General features: G+C 67.0%; 19 protein-coding genes and 1 tRNA gene. 13 read left to right on the forward strand and 7 right to left on the reverse strand.

Going from position 1 to position 17,618, the window contains the following annotated elements:
* Positions 1–309: 309 nt before the first annotated feature.
* Entirely contained in the window at positions 310–1,008 is a 699-nt protein-coding gene (locus tag AC1DDO_RS08985; protein ID WP_390203621.1) for a winged helix-turn-helix transcriptional regulator, read from the reverse strand.
* 244 nt (positions 1,009–1,252) lie between these two features.
* On the opposite strand from AC1DDO_RS08985, the gene AC1DDO_RS08990 reads away from it, so the two are divergent.
* From AC1DDO_RS08990 to AC1DDO_RS09020, 7 genes are all read left to right on the forward strand, one after another.
* A complete protein-coding gene (locus tag AC1DDO_RS08990) occupies positions 1,253–1,987 on the forward strand; it encodes a permease (protein WP_476866684.1) in 735 nt (244 codons plus the stop codon).
* 167 nt (positions 1,988–2,154) lie between these two features.
* Positions 2,155–2,769, forward strand: coding sequence for a nitrobindin family protein (locus AC1DDO_RS08995; RefSeq protein WP_441407814.1), 615 nt, complete (start codon positions 2,155–2,157; stop codon positions 2,767–2,769).
* Between the two features lie 137 nt (positions 2,770–2,906).
* Entirely contained in the window at positions 2,907–3,584 is a 678-nt protein-coding gene (locus AC1DDO_RS09000) for a flavodoxin family protein (protein WP_476866816.1), read from the forward strand.
* A gap of 22 nt (positions 3,585–3,606) precedes the next feature.
* Complete coding sequence (gene ygfZ, locus AC1DDO_RS09005) at positions 3,607–4,689, forward strand: CAF17-like 4Fe-4S cluster assembly/insertion protein YgfZ (RefSeq protein WP_476866683.1); 1,083 nt, start codon at positions 3,607–3,609, stop codon at positions 4,687–4,689.
* On the forward strand, positions 4,686–5,159 hold the full coding sequence (locus AC1DDO_RS09010) for an ankyrin repeat domain-containing protein (RefSeq protein ID WP_476866682.1): 474 nt from the start codon (positions 4,686–4,688) through the stop codon (positions 5,157–5,159). Before ygfZ ends, AC1DDO_RS09010 begins: the two co-directional genes overlap by 4 nt.
* Positions 5,160–5,268: 109 nt before the next feature.
* Positions 5,269–5,832, forward strand: coding sequence for a PadR family transcriptional regulator (locus tag AC1DDO_RS09015; protein ID WP_476866681.1), 564 nt, complete (start codon positions 5,269–5,271; stop codon positions 5,830–5,832).
* Between the two features lie 86 nt (positions 5,833–5,918).
* Positions 5,919–7,499, forward strand: coding sequence for an MFS transporter (locus AC1DDO_RS09020; RefSeq protein WP_476971770.1), 1,581 nt, complete (start codon positions 5,919–5,921; stop codon positions 7,497–7,499).
* A 17-nt stretch (positions 7,500–7,516) separates the two neighbouring features.
* On the opposite strand, the gene AC1DDO_RS09025 is transcribed toward AC1DDO_RS09020, so the two are convergent.
* The 5 genes from AC1DDO_RS09025 to AC1DDO_RS09045 form a co-directional block, all read right to left on the reverse strand.
* Positions 7,517–8,227, reverse strand: coding sequence for a GNAT family N-acetyltransferase (locus tag AC1DDO_RS09025; protein WP_476866679.1), 711 nt, complete (start codon positions 8,225–8,227; stop codon positions 7,517–7,519).
* 117 nt (positions 8,228–8,344) lie between these two features.
* Positions 8,345–9,370, reverse strand: a complete 1,026-nt coding sequence (locus tag AC1DDO_RS09030) for a 6-phosphofructokinase (protein ID WP_018773638.1) — start codon at positions 9,368–9,370, stop codon at positions 8,345–8,347.
* Positions 9,371–9,548: 178 nt separating this feature from the next.
* Positions 9,549–9,803 (reverse strand): PspC domain-containing protein, encoded by a 255-nt coding sequence (locus tag AC1DDO_RS09035; RefSeq protein ID WP_390203610.1) that lies wholly within the window; start codon positions 9,801–9,803, stop codon positions 9,549–9,551.
* 3 nt (positions 9,804–9,806) lie between these two features.
* On the reverse strand, positions 9,807–10,070 hold the full coding sequence (locus AC1DDO_RS09040; protein WP_441407821.1) for a hypothetical protein: 264 nt from the start codon (positions 10,068–10,070) through the stop codon (positions 9,807–9,809).
* A gap of 1 nt (position 10,071) precedes the next feature.
* A complete protein-coding gene (locus AC1DDO_RS09045; protein ID WP_476866677.1) occupies positions 10,072–11,685 on the reverse strand; it encodes a PspC domain-containing protein in 1,614 nt (537 codons plus the stop codon).
* Between the two features lie 124 nt (positions 11,686–11,809).
* Between AC1DDO_RS09045 and AC1DDO_RS09050 the strand changes: the two genes are divergently transcribed.
* Both AC1DDO_RS09050 and AC1DDO_RS09055 read left to right on the forward strand, forming a co-directional pair.
* A complete protein-coding gene (locus tag AC1DDO_RS09050) occupies positions 11,810–13,207 on the forward strand; it encodes an ATP-binding protein (protein ID WP_476866676.1) in 1,398 nt (465 codons plus the stop codon).
* Positions 13,208–13,272: 65 nt separating this feature from the next.
* Complete coding sequence (locus AC1DDO_RS09055) at positions 13,273–13,905, forward strand: LuxR C-terminal-related transcriptional regulator (protein WP_390203688.1); 633 nt, start codon at positions 13,273–13,275, stop codon at positions 13,903–13,905.
* An 83-nt stretch (positions 13,906–13,988) separates the two neighbouring features.
* On the opposite strand, the gene AC1DDO_RS09060 is transcribed toward AC1DDO_RS09055, so the two are convergent.
* Positions 13,989–15,206, reverse strand: coding sequence for a pyridoxal phosphate-dependent aminotransferase (locus AC1DDO_RS09060; RefSeq protein WP_476866675.1), 1,218 nt, complete (start codon positions 15,204–15,206; stop codon positions 13,989–13,991).
* A 278-nt stretch (positions 15,207–15,484) separates the two neighbouring features.
* On the opposite strand from AC1DDO_RS09060, the gene AC1DDO_RS09065 reads away from it, so the two are divergent.
* The 4 genes from AC1DDO_RS09065 to rplK all read left to right on the forward strand — a co-directional run bounded on the left by AC1DDO_RS09065 (position 15,485) and on the right by rplK (position 17,450).
* Positions 15,485–15,557 (forward strand) — tRNA-Trp (locus tag AC1DDO_RS09065).
* 79 nt (positions 15,558–15,636) lie between these two features.
* Positions 15,637–15,921, forward strand: a complete 285-nt coding sequence (gene secE, locus AC1DDO_RS09070) for a preprotein translocase subunit SecE (protein ID WP_441407825.1) — start codon at positions 15,637–15,639, stop codon at positions 15,919–15,921.
* Between the two features lie 113 nt (positions 15,922–16,034).
* Complete coding sequence (nusG, locus tag AC1DDO_RS09075; RefSeq protein ID WP_476866674.1) at positions 16,035–16,889, forward strand: transcription termination/antitermination protein NusG; 855 nt, start codon at positions 16,035–16,037, stop codon at positions 16,887–16,889.
* Positions 16,890–17,018: 129 nt separating this feature from the next.
* Entirely contained in the window at positions 17,019–17,450 is a 432-nt protein-coding gene (rplK, locus tag AC1DDO_RS09080) for a 50S ribosomal protein L11 (protein ID WP_018773647.1), read from the forward strand.
* Positions 17,451–17,618: the final 168 nt, after the last annotated feature.

Consider the following 17,618-nt stretch of genomic DNA (forward strand, 5'->3'; position numbering starts at 1 on the left):
AGGGTATCGGGTTGGGGCAAGGCTATCCGGTGCCCGGGTGTCAGCGGCCGATTTTGTTGAACTCCGGGCGTCGGCGTATAGTCGATATCTCGTCCGGCGTTGAGCCAGATGCGAGGGGGATCCACCACTGGGGTGGCCTCGATACGTTCGACCCGTATGTCCTCCACCAATAAACAGCAGCACTGAATACCGCAGCATGAAGGCCCCGGACTCTGGATTCCAGAGTCCGGGGCCTTCCGCGTTTGGTGCAAATGTCGTTCGGTACCCAAGTGCCCGTTTGCCCGGACGCTTCTGTCTCGGGCGCGCCGGTCAGGCCTCGGTGAGTTCGTCCTCGGGCTGGCGGACCAGGGTCAGGCGGTAGCCCACGTTGCGGACCGTGCTGATCAGGTTCTCGTGGTCGGCGCCCAGTTTGGCGCGGAGCCGCCGGACGTGGACGTCCACGGTGCGGGTGCCGCCGTAGTAGTCATAGCCCCAGACTTCGGTCAGCAGCTGCTGGCGGGTGAACACCCGTCCGGGGTGCTGAGCCAGGTATTTCAGCAGTTCAAATTCCTTGAAGGTCAGGTTCAGCGCGGCGCCGTTGACCCGTGCGGTGTAGCTGGCCTCGTCAATCACGACGCCGGCGGCCCGGATTTCGGTCGGGACATCCTCCTGCTCGGGAACGGCGCGCGCCACACCGAGGCGGATCCGGGCTTCGACTTCTGCCGGGCCGGCGGATTCGAGGAGGATGTCGTCCACGGCCCACGCCGAGGACACGGCAGCCATTCCGCCTTCGGTCAGGATGAGCATCAGGGGAGCGCTGAGGCCGGTGGCCTTGAGCAGTTGGGTGAGGGAACGTGCGCCCACCAGGTCCTTGCGGGCATCCAAAAGGACAATGTCGCAGGGGTCGGTTTCGAGCAGGGCCGTGGGCTCGGCCGGAAGAATGTGCACCCGGTGGTTCAACAGTTCCAGAGCAGGCAGGACGTCCACGGATGTTCCGGTGCTGTTCGTCAAGAGCAGGATGTGCGACATTGTTCCTCCAAGGGGTGTCCGCGCATCATTGGGCGTCTGTGTTGCTGATCATGAGTATACCTAAAGGCCCCTTTCCGGCCATGGTCCCGTCACCTCCGGCCGGTCCATTTGCGACACATACCGTTCATATAGGGCAGGATTGAACAGTCAGGGCCCGCGGCCCGTCGAAATTGAGCCGAGTCGAATTGGGGTCCGCAGTGAGCGAAGGTACGACCATGGCGGGTCTGCCGATGGCGAGCCAACGGTGAAGCCGTGGAGCGTCGGGATCATTGGCCTGGCCGGTCTGGTGGCCATCGTTGCCGGTGCCTATGTCTCTCCTGAGGCCCTCCTTGCCGTCGGGGCCCTCAGCGCCGCCGGCATCGGCATTGGCTGGCCCTATTTCCTTGGCATCCCCGCCAAGAAGACCCTCGCGGTCCTGATTGGCCTGCCCGGCGTCGGGTCGGCGGTGGCGGCGACCTATCTTCCGGCTCCCGGTTTCCTGGACTGGACGCCGTCGTTCATGGCAGTCGGGGTCATGGCCATCTTCGTCATGCAGCTGATCCGGGGCACCGGCCAGGCCCAGCGCCTCGAATCCACCCTGGGCTCGTGCTCGGGGGTCCTGCTGTCCTGCCTGGGTGCCGGCTGGATTGCGAGTTCTCGCCTCAACGGGGTCCGCGAAATGATCCTCGTGGCCGCCATCAGCGCGGCGATCGCCCTGATGGCGGGGCTGATCCGCTGGCCCGACCGGATCGTGGCGCCGCTGGGCATCGTGGCCGCGGGGCTCGCCGGGCCGCTGGCCGGCCTGGTGTTCTCCGACATCGCCGTGATCCCGGCCGCCCTCGTCGGCGTCGTGGTAGGCGCGGTGCTGGTGAGCTTCCGCCGCCTGGTCATTCTCAATGGCGAGGGTCTGACCGTTTGGGCGGCCGTGGGCATGGGCATTGGCCCGGTGTCGGCCGTCGGTTCCCTGGCCTACTTCATAGACAAACTACTCATCTACTAGGCGTTAGGATGGCATCATGTCCGTACTTGCATATGAGATTTTCTTCCTTGTCCTGCTCGGCGTGGCCAGCCTGTCCATGGCGTGGTTTGCCGGCTTTGTCGTGTACCGCCTCTTCAAAGGCCAGAAGTAACACGTTCCAGAACCCGTAGCTTCCAGAGGTAGATGCTGTGCCGATTGAAATCCCTACTGATCTGACCCCCGAAATCGTTCCGCTGTCCTGGCTCATCGGTGAGTGGGAGGGCAGCGGCCGGCTGGGAGCCGGGGACGAGGACTCCGAGCACTTCGTGCAGCACGTCTCGTTCACGCACAATGGCCTGCCGTACCTGCAGTACCGCGCCGAGAGCTGGCTGACCGACGACGAGGGCACCAAGCTGCGTCCCCTGACGGTCGAGACCGGCTTCTGGGCGCTGGAGCGCAAGCAGCGCGAGGAAGACGGCGGCCCCGGCCTGATCCCGGCCGACATCGTCCCCGTGCTCAAGAGCGCCGACGAGGTCGAGGCCCTGCGCAACAGCGACGGCGGCTTCGACATCTCCGTCTCCATCGCCCACCCCGGCGGGATTTCGGAGCTGTATTACGGCCAGATCAAGGGTCCCCAGATTCAGCTCAGCACCGACATGGTGATGCGCGGCAGCCACTCCAAGGAGTACACCGCGGCCACCCGGATCTTCGGGCTTGTCGAAGGGAACCTGCTGTGGCGTTGGGATGTGGCCACGGGCAAGGGTTCGACGGCGGGCGGCGGCTTGGAAGCCCATGCGTCGGCCATCCTCGCCAAAGTAGGCTAACCACACGGTCTCACTGATTTTTCCGTTGTCTGCATCGACCAAGGAGAAACCCCGTGAATGACTCAGCCACCGGTACGGGCGCCGGCACCGACGCCAGCAACGACGCCGGCAAGACCAGCTACGCCGACCTCAAGGCCGTGTACTTCAACGGCACCCTCAAGAAGTCCCCGGATGTCTCCAACACCGAAGGCCTGATCGAGGTCAGCCGCCGGATCATGGAGAAGCAGGGTGTCACCACCCGCGTGATCCGCACCGTGGACCATGACATCGCCAGCGGCGTCTACCCGGACATGCGCGAACACGGCTGGGCCACGGATGAATGGCCGGAACTTTACCCGGCCGTCCAGGACGCGGATATCGTGGTCGTCGCCGGGCCGATCTGGCTGGGGGACAACTCCTCCCAGACCAAGAAACTCATCGAGCGCCTCTACGCCCACTCCGGGCAGCTGAACGCGAAGGGCCAGTGGGCCTACTATCCGAAGGTGGGCGGCTGCCTGATCACCGGCAATGAGGACGGGATCAAGCATTGCGCCATGAACGTCCTGTACAGCCTCCAGCATGTCGGCTTCACCATCCCGCCGCAGGCCGATGCCGGCTGGATTGGCCCCGTCGGGCCGGGGCCGAGCTACCTTGACGAGGGGTCCGGGGGCCCCGAGAGCGATTTCACCAACCGCAACACCACCTTCATGACCTGGAACCTGCTGCACCTGGCACGGATACTCAAGGACGCAGGCGGCATTCCGTCCTACGGAAATCTCCCCGAGGCCTGGAAGGCCGGCACCCGCTTCGACTTCGAAAATCCGGAATACCGCTAAAGCTAAGGACGTTCCCTTCAGTATGACTATCACTAGCCCCCTGTTGTCGCGCCCGGCCGCCGTTGAAGCCGGCGGCGCCGACGCCGGCGTCGCCGCCCACTACGGCGAGCCGCTCCGGGAGCAGCGGGCGCTGGCCGCCGGCACCGCCGTCGTCGATCTCTCCTGCCGCGGCGTGGTCACGGTCAGCGGACCTGACCGCCTGAGCTGGCTCAACACCCTGTCCTCCCAGCAGCTCACTTCCCTGGCCCCCGGCCAGTCCACCGAGCTGCTGTTGCTGAGCGTCCAGGGCCGGATCGAGTTTGATGCACGCGTGGTGGACGACGGCGCCACCACCTGGCTGATCGTCGAAGGAGCCGAGGCGGCACCCCTGGCCGAATGGCTGAACAAGATGAAGTTCATGCTGCGGGTCGAGATCGCCGACGTCTCCGCCGACTGGGCCGTCCTCGGTTCCACCCGGCGGATCCCGGAATGGACCGGGCTGCAGGTCTGGGAAGATCCCTGGCCGCACGTCGGCGCCGGCGGCTACTCCTATGCGGTAGTGGGCGAGGACGCCCACCCCGGACTGGAGCGGCCGTGGTTCGAGTACCTTGTCCCCGCGGCTGAGCTGGTCGCGACGGTGGGGGACCGTGCCCTCGCCGGCACCCTGGCGTCCGAAGCGCTGCGGATCGCCGCATGGCGGCCCCGGTGGGGCGCGGAAACCGACGACAAGACCATCCCGCACGAGCTCGACCTCCTCCGCACCGCCGTGCATCTGGCCAAGGGCTGCTACAAGGGCCAGGAGACGATCGCGCGGGTCCACAACCTGGGCCACCCGCCGCGGCGGCTCGTGTTCCTCCAGCTCGACGGTTCCCAGCACACCCTGCCGGCGGCCGGCAGCGAGGTGCGCGCAGGCGACCGCAAGGTGGGCTCGGTGACCTCCGTGGCGCAGCACTACGAAATGGGCCCCGTGGCCCTGGCAGTGATCAAGCGTTCGGTCGCCCCGGAGGACGTCCTGACCGTTGTTGACGGCGACGAGCCCTATGCCGCGGCCCAGGAGGTCATTGTGGCCCCCGACGCCGGCCAGGTAGTGGGCCGCCAGACCGGCTTCCTGCGGGGGACCCGATGACCGGTTCTTCCCCGCTGGGTTCTTCGGCACCGGATTCATCGGCACAACAATCTTCCGCCGAGGATTCCTCCGCGCCTGACAACGCGGGAGCGGCGCCCCACGACGAGACGCTGGCGCTGGCCCACGTGCTGTTCGGCGCGGCCCGCGAGGGCAACTCCGAACTGCTGGGCGGCTACCTTGCCGCCGGCGCCCCGGCCACGCTGACCAATGCCTCCGGCGACTCGCTGGTCATGTTGGCGGCCTATCACGGCCACGCCGCCACAGTCCGGCTGATCCTCACGCACGGCGGCGACGCCAACATGCCTAATGACCGCGGTCAGACGCCGCTGGCCGGCGCCGTCTTCAAGGGTTACACGGACGTCGCCCGGGAACTGCTGGCAGCCGGGGCCGACCCCGACGCCGGCACCCCCTCCGCGCGGGCCGCCGCCGAAATGTTCGCCCGCACGGACATCCTGGCGCTCCTCGGCTGACCCGGCCTGCCGTCGGCCGGCGCAGGATTCGGGAACAATTGCGGCCAAATACTCCACGTGGAATAATCGGTGTGGAGTAAGAGCAATTTAGACCGCAGAGGACAGCACCATGGCCCGGGCAACCGCATTGACACCGCTGGGTGTCGCCGCACTTTCCCTGCTCGTGGAGGAACCCATGCATCCCTACGAGATGTACCAGCTCCTGATCGCCCGGCACGAGGACCGGCTGGTCAAGGTCCGGCCGGGAACGCTCTATCACGCCGTCGGGAGGCTCGAAGAGCAGGGTCTCGTCGCGGCAACGGGAACCGACCGGGGAGGCAACCGTCCGGAGCGCACCACGTACACGATCTCGGCAGCCGGCCGCGAGGCGTTCACGACGTGGCTCCAGGACGTGCTCGCCACCCCCGTCAATGAATACCCGTCCTTCCCGCTGGCCATCTCCGAGGCCTACAACCTGCCCGCCGACCTCGTCGTCGAACTCCTGGACCGGCGCCTCCAGGCATTGCGTGAACAGCTCGCCTTCCTGCTCTCCGGTGAGGAACTGCTCAAGACCAAGGGCGTGGACCGCAAGTACTGGGTTGATGTCCTGTACCAGCAGAGCATGATGCAGGCCGAAATCGCCTGGATCGACGGCCTGCAGGACCAGCTCCGCTCCGGCGAACTGCCGTGGTGACGCCCAAGCACAACCGGCGGCCGGACCCTGGCCGCCAACGAAACATCGACCATCCAGCATTCACGCACCAGACCCTAAGGAACCCCATGGAAAACGTAGCCCGGCCATGGCCGGCACTCTGGTCCCTGGTGATCGGCTTCTTCATGATCCTGATCGACACCACCATCGTCTCGGTGGCCAACCCGAGCATCATGAAGGGCCTCAACACTGACATCAACGCGGTCATCTGGGTCACCAGCGCCTACCTGCTGGCCTATGCCGTGCCGCTGCTCATCACGGGCCGGCTCGGGGACCGCTTCGGGCCGAAGAAGCTCTACCTGTCCGGCCTGGTGGTCTTCACCCTGGCCTCGCTGTGGTGCGGGCTCTCCGGCAACGTCGAGACCCTGATTGCGGCCCGCGTGGTCCAGGGCCTGGGCGCGGCCATGATGACGCCGCAGACCATGGCCGTCATCACCCGGATCTTCCCGCCGGACCGGCGTGGAGCGGCCATGGGCATCTGGGGCGCCACGGCCGGCGTCGCCACCCTGGTCGGACCGATCCTCGGCGGTGTGCTGGTGGACGGCCTCGGTTGGGAATGGATCTTCTTCATCAACGTCCCGGTCGGCATTGCCGGCTTCATCCTCGCGATGCGGTTCGTCCCGACACTGAGCACTCACCCGCACAAGTTCGATATCCCCGGCGTGCTGCTCAGCGCCCTTGGCCTCTTTCTGCTGGTCTTCGGCATCCAGGAGGGTGAGACCTACGACTGGGGCACCATCGTCGGCCCCATCACCGTTTGGGGCCTGATTATCAGCGGCATCGCCGTGCTGGTTGTCTTCGTCCTGTGGCAGAAGTTCAACAAGGGTGAACCGCTGCTGCCCCTGTCCCTGTTCAACGACCGGAACTTCTCGCTCGCCAACATCGCGATCACCACCGTCGGCTTCACCGTCACGGCGTTCACCCTGCCGCTGATCTTCTACTACCAGATCGTCCGCGGCCTGACCCCCACCGAGTCCGCGCTCATGATGGTGCCGATGGCGCTGATCTCGGGCGGCCTGGCCCCCGTCGTCGGCCGGATCATCGACAGAGTCAACCCGAAATTCATCACCGCGACGGGACTGGTCCTGATGTCCGTGGCGTTGTTCTGGAACTCGCTGCTCATGCACCCGGACACACCCATCTGGCTGTTCCTGCTCCCGAGCGCGGTGCTGGGCTTCGCCAACGCGGGCATCTGGGCCCCGCTGAGCTCCACGGTCACGCGTAACCTGCCGCCGCGGCAGGCCGGCGCCGGCTCGGGCGTCTACAACACCACCCGCCAGATCGGCGCGGTGCTCGGCAGCGCCGCGATCGCCGTTCTCATCCAGTCGCGGCTGGCGGCCGAGCTTCCCGCCCGTCCCGGGGCAGGCGGAGATGCCAGCCCCATGGGCTTCGGCGGAGCGCTGCCCGAGGCACTGCGTGAGGGGTTCTCGACGGCGATGGGCCAGTCCATCCTGCTGCCGGCGGCCGTCATCCTGCTCGGCGCCGCCGTGGCGCTCTTCTTCGCCAAACCCAAGCCGGTCCAGGGCTGGGGCGCACCGGACGACGTTGCCGCGTCAGAGGCGGCGGAAGCCGCAGGCATGTCCGGCACGGCTGCCGGCACGGACCAGGCCATCGGCCGAACGGACAACGCTGCCGCGGAGCGGCGCTAGACCGGCCGGCATCCGGGTCAGCCCAGCAGCACGCTGGTCTGGATGCCGCCGGCGGAGAAACCGAGGCTGCGGGCCAGCGCCAGCGACCCCTTGTTGCTGACTTCGGAACGCCACTGCAGCGTCAGCCCGGCGGCTAGGGCCTCGTGGGCGGCTATTGAGGCGGCCAGCTTGCCCAGCCCGCGGCGCCGCCACTCCGGCGCAACCAGCACGCCCAGATGCGCCAGGAGCCCCTCCCATTCGGCGTAGGCCCCGCAGGCCACGGGCGTCCGGCGTCCGTCTTCCACATGCAGGACAGTGAAACGGTGCTCGAGGTCCGCGAGGCCCACCTCGTTGACGTCATCGGGCGGGCAGAACGACTCCAGCTCGATTGCTTCCGGATTCCCGTGCGAGACGGTCAGCTCCTCGGAAGGCTGCTGCAGGGGAAGGTCGTCGGCGAAGAAAAGTGCGGCGGCGCCTAGCCCGTGGCCACCGTGCGCGCGGGTGATGGTCAGAAGCGTCACGTGCTGGGCCAGTTCCTCGTCGGCGAGGCCTTCGGCGGCGTCGAGCGCCCATTGCGGGCCCACCAAGGCGGAGTTGCCGAACAGGCGGACAAACTGCACGGCCCGGGCCGTCTCGTCGGCCCGGGTGAGCCGTACCCCTGCCGCGGCCGCGAAGGCGCCGTCGTCGAACCCCAAGCGGCGCGCCCACGCGAGCTGGACAATTTCAGCGGAACCGGGCTCAAGAGTCATGAAACAACCCTACCCACCGCCGGACCGCGGTTCCGGTCACAGCCAGCAGGCGCAGCCGGCAGACACAGCCTGTGGGCACCGCCCGCGGGCGGTGCGCACGTTGCCCAGGAGACCTCATTAGCCGAAGAGGACTGCGGCCTCGTCATAGCGGCTCTGCGGTACGGACTTGAGGTTGCCCAGGGCGGCGTCGAAGCCCACATGCACAATGTCCGTGCCGTGCAGCGACACCATCGTGCCCCAGCGCTTCTCCACCACCGAATCGATGGCCGCCATGCCCAGCCGGGTGGCCAGGACGCGGTCGAACGCTGTCGGGACACCGCCGCGCTGGATGTGGCCAAGGACCGTCGCGCGGGTCTCGATGCCGGTGCGTGCTTCGAGCTCGGGCGCCAGCATTTCTGCGATGCCGCCGAGGCGGGGGCGGCCAAACGTGTCCAGTCCGCGCTCCGAGTGCGGGGACTCCTGGCCCTCGGGCACGAACCCCTCGGCGACCACAAGCAGCGGGGCACGGCCACGGTCATGGGCGGAGACAACCCACTCGGCGATCTGTTCCATGGAGGCCTTTTGCTCCGGGATCAGGATGGCGTGGGCGCCCGAGGCCATGCCGGCGTGCAAGGCGATCCAGCCCACATGCCGTCCCATGACCTCGGCGATCATGCAGCGGTGGTGGGACTCCCCGGTGGTGCGCAGCCGGTCAATTGCCTCGGTGGCGATTTCCACGGCAGTGTCGAATCCGAAGGTGTAGTCCGTGGCGTCGAGGTCGTTGTCGACCGTCTTGGGCACGCCCACGATCTTCAGGCCGGCGTCGGTGAGGCGCTTGGCGGCGGCCAGGGTGCCCTCGCCGCCGATGGCGATGATGGCGTCGATCCCGAGCCGGTCCATGTTGGCCTTGATGACCTCGGGGCCGCCGCCGTTCTCAAAGGGGTTGGTGCGGGACGTGCCGAGGATGGTGCCGCCCTGCTTGGCGATGCCGCGGACCATGGTGCGGGGGATCTCCACGATGTCACCCTCGACAACGCCGCGCCAGCCATCCTTGAACCCTACGAACTGCTGGCCGTGGACCGCGATTCCCTTGAGGACGGCGCCACGGATGACGGCGTTCAGTCCGGGGCAGTCTCCGCCGCTGGTGAGGATTCCAATTTTCATATCTTGGCTCAAATCCTGGTTTGAAGGGGTACAGGCAGAGCGCCACGCTGAGCTCACCTAGAGTCTAGTGGCGGGTGTGGGGCAGGACACAAACGGTTACAAAAATGCCCCCGCCGTGAAGGCAGGGGCATTTTTGCGTGATGTTGGGCGGGGCCTGTGGCCAGCGTCAGGGTCGGAATCAGGGCCGGGAAGAACGCTTCGAGAGGAAGCTCTGGAGGACGATTGCGTTGCGCTGGTCCGGGAGGAGCAGCCACGCGGCAAGGTAGACCACGAACGCCGGTCCCGGGAGCAGGCTCAAAAGCAGGTAGGCGATCCGGACATAGGCCACATCAACATTGAGTTTGGCGGCGATTCCTCCGCAGACCCCGCCAAGCCAGCGCTGCGGACCACGTTTCAGGCCGAAGCCCCGGATGGTGTCGAAGAATTTATCCATGGTTCAAGACTTCCCTGTTGTGGGGTTCTTGTCACGCCTGCGGGCCGAGACCAGCCCGCCGATGATCAGGGCGGCACCCGCCCCGATCATCAGGCCAATCAGCACGTACGTGCCGTTGAGGGCCACGATGCCGAGGCGGGAAATGATGAGCAGCGCGGCCAGGGCCACCACTATCAGCCCCCAGACCACCGTGCCTACCCGGGCCGGGGAACCGGCCTGTTCAAGGTCCTGCCCAGCGTCGGGCCGGGAGTCGTCATAGCTGCTCATGTCAGTTTCCTTCCTTGATGGTCACGTTGCTCACGGTGCCGGAGACCTGCAGGACCAGCCGGGCGCCCGGCTTCGAGGTGTTGTAATCGCTTTGCTGCTTCGTGATGCCGCCGCGGTCCTGATTGCCGTCGTGGAGGCTCCCCATGGTCATGTCCGCCTGGACCTGCACGGGGACGGTAGTGGGGATGACGACAGTGAGGTTGCTGGCCGTCGCGTCGATCGGCACAACGACGTCGGAGCCCAGCGGCGGATTCAGCGCCAGCTTGGTCAGGTCCACAGTTCCGGCGCCGCCGGTGATCTCGAAGCCGCCGCGGGCCTGTTCAATGCTGGCCGGTGTCCAGTCCGCGTTCTGGAAACGGAACCGGTCCCCGTGCGGAACCACACTGAAGATTCCACCGATCAGCAGCGCCACGACCGCGAAGAAGCTCAGGATCCCGGAGGTCCGGCCCCGCAGCCCTGCAAAGAGGATTCCCAGGCCCAGGATGGCCGCGCCAATAGCCCAGACCAGGGCATTGCCGGCGTCGCCGAGGTCGATCACGTGGGCGGCGTCGAGGGCCTTGATGCCGCCGCCCACCAGGAGGGCGGAACCGACTGTCACGGCAACTGCCGGAGCGCCGGGACCAAGATTACGGGGCGCAGCCGGTGGAGGGGGTGTTGCACCGGGCCCATAGCCGCCGGGGGGAATGGGGCCGGTGGGGCCGGGCGGGATGGAGCCCGACGGCGGAGGCGGACCCCAGACGGGGCCGGCGCCGGAGACTCCCGAGCCGCTGACGGGCTGGCCATAGGCCGGGCCGCCGGACTGGGCGAATCCTCCGGTGGCGAAGCCTGCATCGGATTGCTGACCGGCGTCAGTGCGGGAGGTGCCCGCAAAGGCCGCCGTGCCGGCCGGACTGCTGTAGTCGTAGCGCGTTGGCATGGGAGTGGCTCCGTTCCGGGTCTTGTTGCGTTGGGTCAGGTAGTAGACGAGGTAGATTGCGCCGCCCACCCAGAACACCGTCCAGAGGAAGGCGCCAAAGCCGTAACGGTCCCAGCCCCAGACGCCGGTGCCGAGGCTGGGGAAACCGATGACCGTGGCGATGAGGGAGCCGGTCATGCCGGCCGTCCACCGGCCGGCGGCAGCCTCCTGGACGTGAATGCGGCCGTCAGGCTCTGGCAGCAGTGCCCAGGCCAGACCGTAGGCGAGCACGCCGATTCCGGCGAAGACAGCCAGGACGATCAGGACACCGCGAATGATGAGGGGGTCGACGCCGAGCCGGTGGGCGATGCCGCTGGCCACGCCGCCGACCCACCGGTCCCGTCCCCGGTAGATGCGATGGCCCCGGATCCAGTCGAAGAAGTTCTGGGACTGGGGCGCGGGGAGCGGTCCGTCCGGGGCCGGGTAGAGCCGCGGCGGCTCCGGCTGCTGCCCGCCGGCCGGTCCGGCGTTGACCGGCTCGGAACCGGCCGGCAGGGCGTTGAAAGGCTCGGAGCCGGCCGCAGCGGAGGCAGGCTGGCCCGTGCCGGAAACGTCGGTGTCAGGGTTTTCTGTGCCGGGACGTTCCGTGTCTGGATTGTCCGTGGCCGGCCGGACTGCGGAGGCCGGGCCTTCATCGGGGTGCGGAGTGTGCGGATTCATACTTCGATCCTTCCCGTTCCCGGCGCCGGGCTCTACTGGGGAACACCCTGAATGGTCCCTGAGTGTCCCCCGGCCGGGCCCCGAAACGCGTCCGGGGAACCCCGATCCATGCTTGGATTGATGCATGAGTACCCCACCCGCCCGCCCGCCGCTGGTCCGCAGCAGCGACCGCGTGATTGCCGGCGTCTGCGCGGGCCTCGCCAACCACCTGGGCTGGCCGGTGCGCATGGTCAGGATCGGCATGGTGGTGGCTGCGCTCGCAGGCGGCGCGGGGGTGGCCTTTTACGCCTGGCTCTGGATCATGGTCCCCACGGCGGACGAAAGCGCCCGGCGCAACGCCCGCCGCCCGGCGTCGCCGATCGCCCCGGCGGTAAGCCTCCCGGACGCCCCCGGAGCCACGGGCACCGCGCGGGCTCCCGGCACGCCCGGAACCCCGGGCAGGCCGGGATCCCGAGGCGCGCGCGGCATGGCACCGCAGGGGTCCTGGTGGTCCAAGGTGCCCGGCATGCCGTTCGGCAAGGAGATCCTGCTGGGCGCCGGCTTGTTGCTGGCGGCCGGGATCCTGATCGCCCGGCTCCTCGGTGTTGACGTCCCGCTGGGCACCCTGATTCCCGTGGCGGCGATCCTGGGCGGTGCCGCGATCGCCTGGATGCAACTGGACGAGACCCGCCGGGCCGGGCTCGTGGACAAGACCAAGGCGGACCAGGCCGGCGGCTGGGCGCGGCTCGCGGCCGGGCTTGCCCTCGTGGTGGCCGGCGTGCTGGTCATGGTGTCCGGCTCGGGGTCCTGGGAACAGACCTGGCTGGCCCTGCTGGCCTCGGTGGCGGTGCTCGGCGGCGTGGCCCTGGTGCTGTTGCCCTGGGGGCTGAAGTTCTGGCGTGACCTGGAGACCGAACGCGCGGGACGGGTGCGCGCCACCGAGCGCGCCGAGATCGCAGCCCACCTCCACGATTCCGTGCTGCAGACGCTCGCCCTGATCCAGCGCCGTGCCGGCAACGAGCACGACGTCATCCGGCTTGCCCGCGCACAGGAGCGCGAACTGCGGGGCTGGCTGTACCGGGATGCCGGCAAGGAGTCCGGCCAGCTGTCTGAGGGCATCATGGCCGCCGCCGCAGAGGTCGAAGACTCATTGGGGCACGCGGTTGAAGTGGTCAGCGTCGGGGACTGCGCCATGACCCAACGCCATGAGGCCCTCGTCCAGGCGGCCCGCGAAGCCATGCTCAACGCCGCCCGGCACGGAGGCGGAGCCGTGTCCGTGTATCTGGAAGTCACCGACGCCGCCGCAGAGGTTTTCATCAAGGACCGGGGCCAGGGCTTCGACCCGGAGTCGGTTCCGCCGGACCGGCTCGGTGTCCGGGAATCGATCATCGGGCGGATGAACCGCCACGGAGGCACCGCCGCCATCATCAGCAGCCCGGACGGCACCGAGGTGCGGCTGCGGCTGCCCGCCGTCGCCACGCCCGCATCTGGCGGACCCGCGGCGGCTGCCGCCAACAACGTCAACGGAGAGGCCAAGCAGTGACCAGCCCAGCACCAGGAACCCCGGCGCACGACAACCAGTCACCAGGAAATGCGGCCCACGTTCGGGTGGTGATCGTCGACGACCACGCCATCTTCCGTTCCGGGCTGAAAGCGGACCTGGACCCGGACATCGTCGTCGCGGGGGAGGCCGGAACCGTGGAAGAGGCGATCGCCGTCATCGCAACGCAGCGCCCCGACGTCGTGCTGCTGGACGTCCATCTCCCGGGCGGCCGGGGTGGCGGCGGGCGCGAAGTCCTGGCCGGCTCGGCGCCGCTGCTGGGCACCACCCGGTTCCTGGCGCTGAGCGTCTCCGACGCAGCGGAGGATGTGGTCTCCGTGATCCGGGCGGGTGCGCGCGGCTATGTCACCAAGACAATCTCCGGCGCGGAAATCAGCGGCGCCGTCCGCCGCGTGGCCGGCGGCGACGCCGTCTTCTCGCCCCGGCTGGCGGGCTTCGTGCTCGACGCGTTCGGCACGGCCCCGGCGGACATCGCCGATGACGAACTGGACAAGCTCTCGGCGCGCGAACTCGAGGTGATGCGCCTCATCGCCCGCGGCTACAGCTACAAGGAAGTGGCCAAGGAATTGTTCATCTCGATCAAGACCGTTGAAACCCATGTCTCGGCCGTGCTGCGCAAGCTCCAGCTCTCCAGCCGCCACGAGCTGACCCGCTGGGCCGCCGAGCGCCGCCTGCTTTAACCCAGCGATGCGCTATCACTTGGGGTCCTCTTGCCGGGGGCAAAGCAACCACAAGTGATAGCGCATCGGGGGTTTGGGGCGGGCTACTTCGCCTTGCCGAGGAAGTCCTGGAGGCGGGCGACGCCTGTGGCCAGGTCCTCGTCGCCGAGGGCATAGGACAGGCGCAGGTACCCGGACGGGCCGAACGCCTCGCCGGGAACCACTGCGACCTCCACCTCATCCAGGATGAGCGCCGCAAGTTCGGCGGAGGTGGCCGGCCGCACCGGACCGTTCGCGGACGGGAATTCCTTGCCCAGCAGCGCGCGGACGTCCGCGTAGACGTAGAACGCGCCCTTCGGCGTCGGGCAGTCAACGCCGTCAATCGCGTTCAGGCCGGCGACGATCGCCTTGCGGCGGCGGTCAAAGGCCACCTTCATCTCGTCGACGGCGGTCAGCGGCCCGGAAACGGCGGCGAGAGCGGCCATTTGGGGAATATTGGAGACGTTCGACGTCGCGTGGGACTGCAGGTTGGTGGCGGCCTTGATGACGTCCGCCGGTCCGATCATCCAGCCCACCCGCCAGCCGGTCATGGCATAGGTCTTGGCGACACCGTTGAGGATGACCACCTTGTCGCCCAGTTCCGGTGCTGCGGTGGCGATCGAGGTGAAGGGCGCGCCGTCGTAGGTCAGGTGCTCATAGATCTCGTCGGTGACCACCCATAGGCCCTTGGACGCCGCCCACTGGCCGATCTCCTTGACCTGCTCCGGGGAGTACACGGCGCCCGTGGGGTTGGAGGGGGAGACGAACAGGAGGATCTTGGTGCGCTCCGTGAGCGCGGCTTCCAGCTGCTCCACTGTGACCAGGTAGCCCTGCTCCGGGCCTGCGAAAACCTCCACGGGCACGCCGCCGCTCAGCCGGATGGCCTCGGGGTACGTGGTCCAGAAGGGGGTGGGAACAATGACCTCGTCGCCCGGATCCAGGAGCGTCGCGAAGGTGTTGTAGACGGCCTGCTTTCCGCCGTTGGTCACCAGCACCTGCGCTGCCGTGGCCTTGTATCCGGAATCGCGGAAGGTCTTGTCCGCGATGGCCTGCTTCAGTTCGGGAAGGCCGCCAGCGGGGGAGTAGCGGTGGTACTTCGGCTGGCTGGCGGCCTCGATGGCTGCCTGCACGATGTAGTCGGGAGTCGGGAAATCGGGTTCCCCGGCGCCGAAGCCAATGACCGGCCGGCCGGCTGCCTTCAGCGCCTTCGCCTTGGCATCGACGGCCAGAGTGGCGGATTCGGCTATGGCGGAAATGCGCCGGGAAATGCGGGCAGAAGACATGGGCGGGTCCGTTCTTCGCTTGCAGCTGGAAGGCTGAATATGGGAATCGACGAAATCTACTCTATGCTGTTCACCGGATCCTCCGGGGTGCCTGAACGCAAATGTGACTGACTGCTGTCAGCCCGTTTGCGCAGGTCCGCAGGGGTCCGGAAGAGGGCCGGTTCGACGTAGGCGCAGTTGTTGCGTAGACTGGTTCTCCGGTGTTGAAAACACGATGATGGTCTGCGCCTCAGGGAAGCCTGGGGAAAAACGTCGGCCGGAGCGGATTTTCGCCCCGAAGGGTAGTGGCGCAATTGGTAGCGCAGCGGTCTCCAAAACCGCAGGTTGCAGGTTCGAGTCCTGTCTGCCCTGCGCATGCTGTTCCGGGAATTCCGGGACCAGCGCAGCAACCATGGTTCAGTTCAGAGCCGGGTATCCGATCATTGCGAGGATGAGTGAGGACCAGGTGACCGAAACAGCTGCCAGCAGCTCCAAAGGCCGCCCCGCCAAGAATGCCGTCAAGCCCGGCTTCTTCGCTCGCATCGCGATCTTCATTCGCCAGGTCATTGGCGAACTGAAGAAGGTCGTCGCACCGACCCGTAAAGAACTGATCAACTACACGCTCGTGGTGCTAGTGTTCGTGACCATCATGATGGTGATCGTCACCCTGCTCGACTTGGCCTTTGGGACCGCGGTCGGCTGGGTCTTCGGCGGCAGCGGCCCCACGGACCGCTAAGGGGACCGGTCCGCAGACTGCGTGGATGCCCCGGGAAACCGGAGGTTCCGCGGAGTGTGCGGAATTGAGTCATTTAAATAGGCATGTTAGGCAATGAGGAAGCAGGAGACCAAGTGTCTGAGCAGGAGCTCGAGGTAACTGAGACTGAGCTGGATAAGCGCCAGGACGCCGCGGTGGAAGCCACGGAAGAGTCCGAGGCCGCGTCTGCTGCGCCCGAATCCGACGTCGCTGACGAGGCCGTAGTCGCGGAAGAAGACGCCGAAGCCGGCGACGCTGAAGATACCGACGCTGAAGATACCGACGTTGAAGACGCCGAAGAATCCGACGAAGATACCGACGCGCTGGCAGCCGCGGCCGCCAAGGCCGAGGTCGACCCTGCCGAGGAATTCAAGGGCAAGCTGCGCCGCCAGGAGGGTGACTGGTACGTCATCCACTCCTACGCAGGCTACGAGAACCGCGTCAAGGCCAACCTTGAGACCCGCATCCAGACCCTGGACATGGAAGATTACATCTTCGAAATCCAGGTTCCGATGGAGGAAGTCGTTGAGATCAAGAACGCTCAGCGCAAGGTCATCAACCGCGTCCGCATCCCCGGTTACGTCCTGGTCCGCATGGACCTGACGGACGCCTCCTGGGGCGCCGTCCGCCACACCCCCGGCGTCACCGGCTTCGTGGGCAACGCCCACAACCCGGTCCCGCTGCGCCTCGATGAGGTCTTCTCCATGCTCGCCCCGGTCTTCGAGGAAGAGCAGGCCGAGAAGGGCAAGCCCGTCAAGCACGCCGCCGCCCAGGTCGACGTCGACTTCGAGGTTGGCGAGTCGGTCATCGTCAAGGAAGGCCCGTTCGAGACCCTCCCCGCCACGATCTCCGAGATCAAGATCGATTCCCAGACCCTCGTGGTGCTGGTATCCATCTTCGAGCGCGAGACTCCGGTCACCCTGGCGTTCAACCAGGTCAGCAAGATCTAGCTGTTCCCACAGAATTCGCCCCGGACTGCCCGCTTAGCAGTCACGGAGCGGCCGGCCGCCTTGCCATGGCGGCCACCAACCTGAGGCACGCTCCTGTGCCCCAGGACGTATTTGAGAGAAGGACCTACATTGGCTCCCAAGAAGAAGGTCACCGGCCTCATCAAGCTGCAGATCCAGGCAGGTGCCGCTAACCCGGCCCCGCCGATCGGTCCTGCGCTTGGCCAGCACGGTGTCAACATCATGGAATTCTGCAAGGCGTACAACGCTGCGACGGAAGCCCAGCGCGGCAACGTTATCCCCGTGGAGATCACGGTCTACGAAGACCGTTCATTCACGTTCATCACCAAGACCCCGCCGGCTGCAGAGCTCATCAAGAAGGCTGCAGGCGTCGCCAAGGGTTCGGCTACCCCGCACACCGTCAAGGTTGCCAAGCTGACCCAGGCCCAGGTCAACGAGATCGCCACCACCAAGATGGAAGACCTCAACGCCACGAGCCTCGAAGGCGCAGCGAAGATCATCGCCGGCACCGCCCGCTCCATGGGTATCACCGTCGAGGGTTAATTCCCGTCCGCTGATGGGCCGGGTTCGGGTACCCGATCACGACGCCGTCAGCACCGCCGGCCAGCCGGCACCACCTAAACATTGAAAAGCGGAATTCCGGAACAGATAATCCAGCCGGGATACCGCCTGTGGCAGGGCCCAGCGCGGTCCGCAGACCACAACTGCACA

The organism is Arthrobacter sp. 10N43 (genome assembly GCF_056394525.1).

Excerpts from the sequence above, each read along its gene's own strand:
- AC1DDO_RS08985 (WP_390203621.1), bottom strand. The coding sequence starts at position 1,008 with ATGTCGCACATCCTGCTCTTGACGAACAGCACCGGAACATCCGTGGAC.
- ygfZ (WP_476866683.1), top strand. The coding sequence starts at position 3,607 with ATGACTATCACTAGCCCCCTGTTGTCGCGCCCGGCCGCCGTTGAAGCC.
- AC1DDO_RS09010 (WP_476866682.1), top strand. The coding sequence starts at position 4,686 with ATGACCGGTTCTTCCCCGCTGGGTTCTTCGGCACCGGATTCATCGGCA.
- AC1DDO_RS09015 (WP_476866681.1), top strand. The coding sequence starts at position 5,269 with ATGGCCCGGGCAACCGCATTGACACCGCTGGGTGTCGCCGCACTTTCC.
- AC1DDO_RS09020 (WP_476971770.1), top strand. The coding sequence starts at position 5,919 with ATGGAAAACGTAGCCCGGCCATGGCCGGCACTCTGGTCCCTGGTGATC.
- AC1DDO_RS09025 (WP_476866679.1), bottom strand. The coding sequence starts at position 8,227 with ATGACTCTTGAGCCCGGTTCCGCTGAAATTGTCCAGCTCGCGTGGGCG.
- AC1DDO_RS09030 (WP_018773638.1), bottom strand. The coding sequence starts at position 9,370 with ATGAAAATTGGAATCCTCACCAGCGGCGGAGACTGCCCCGGACTGAAC.
- AC1DDO_RS09035 (WP_390203610.1), bottom strand. The coding sequence starts at position 9,803 with ATGGATAAATTCTTCGACACCATCCGGGGCTTCGGCCTGAAACGTGGT.
- AC1DDO_RS09040 (WP_441407821.1), bottom strand. The coding sequence starts at position 10,070 with ATGAGCAGCTATGACGACTCCCGGCCCGACGCTGGGCAGGACCTTGAA.
- AC1DDO_RS09045 (WP_476866677.1), bottom strand. The coding sequence starts at position 11,685 with ATGAATCCGCACACTCCGCACCCCGATGAAGGCCCGGCCTCCGCAGTC.
- AC1DDO_RS09050 (WP_476866676.1), top strand. The coding sequence starts at position 11,810 with ATGAGTACCCCACCCGCCCGCCCGCCGCTGGTCCGCAGCAGCGACCGC.
- AC1DDO_RS09060 (WP_476866675.1), bottom strand. The coding sequence starts at position 15,206 with ATGTCTTCTGCCCGCATTTCCCGGCGCATTTCCGCCATAGCCGAATCC.
- secE (WP_441407825.1), top strand. The coding sequence starts at position 15,637 with ATGAGTGAGGACCAGGTGACCGAAACAGCTGCCAGCAGCTCCAAAGGC.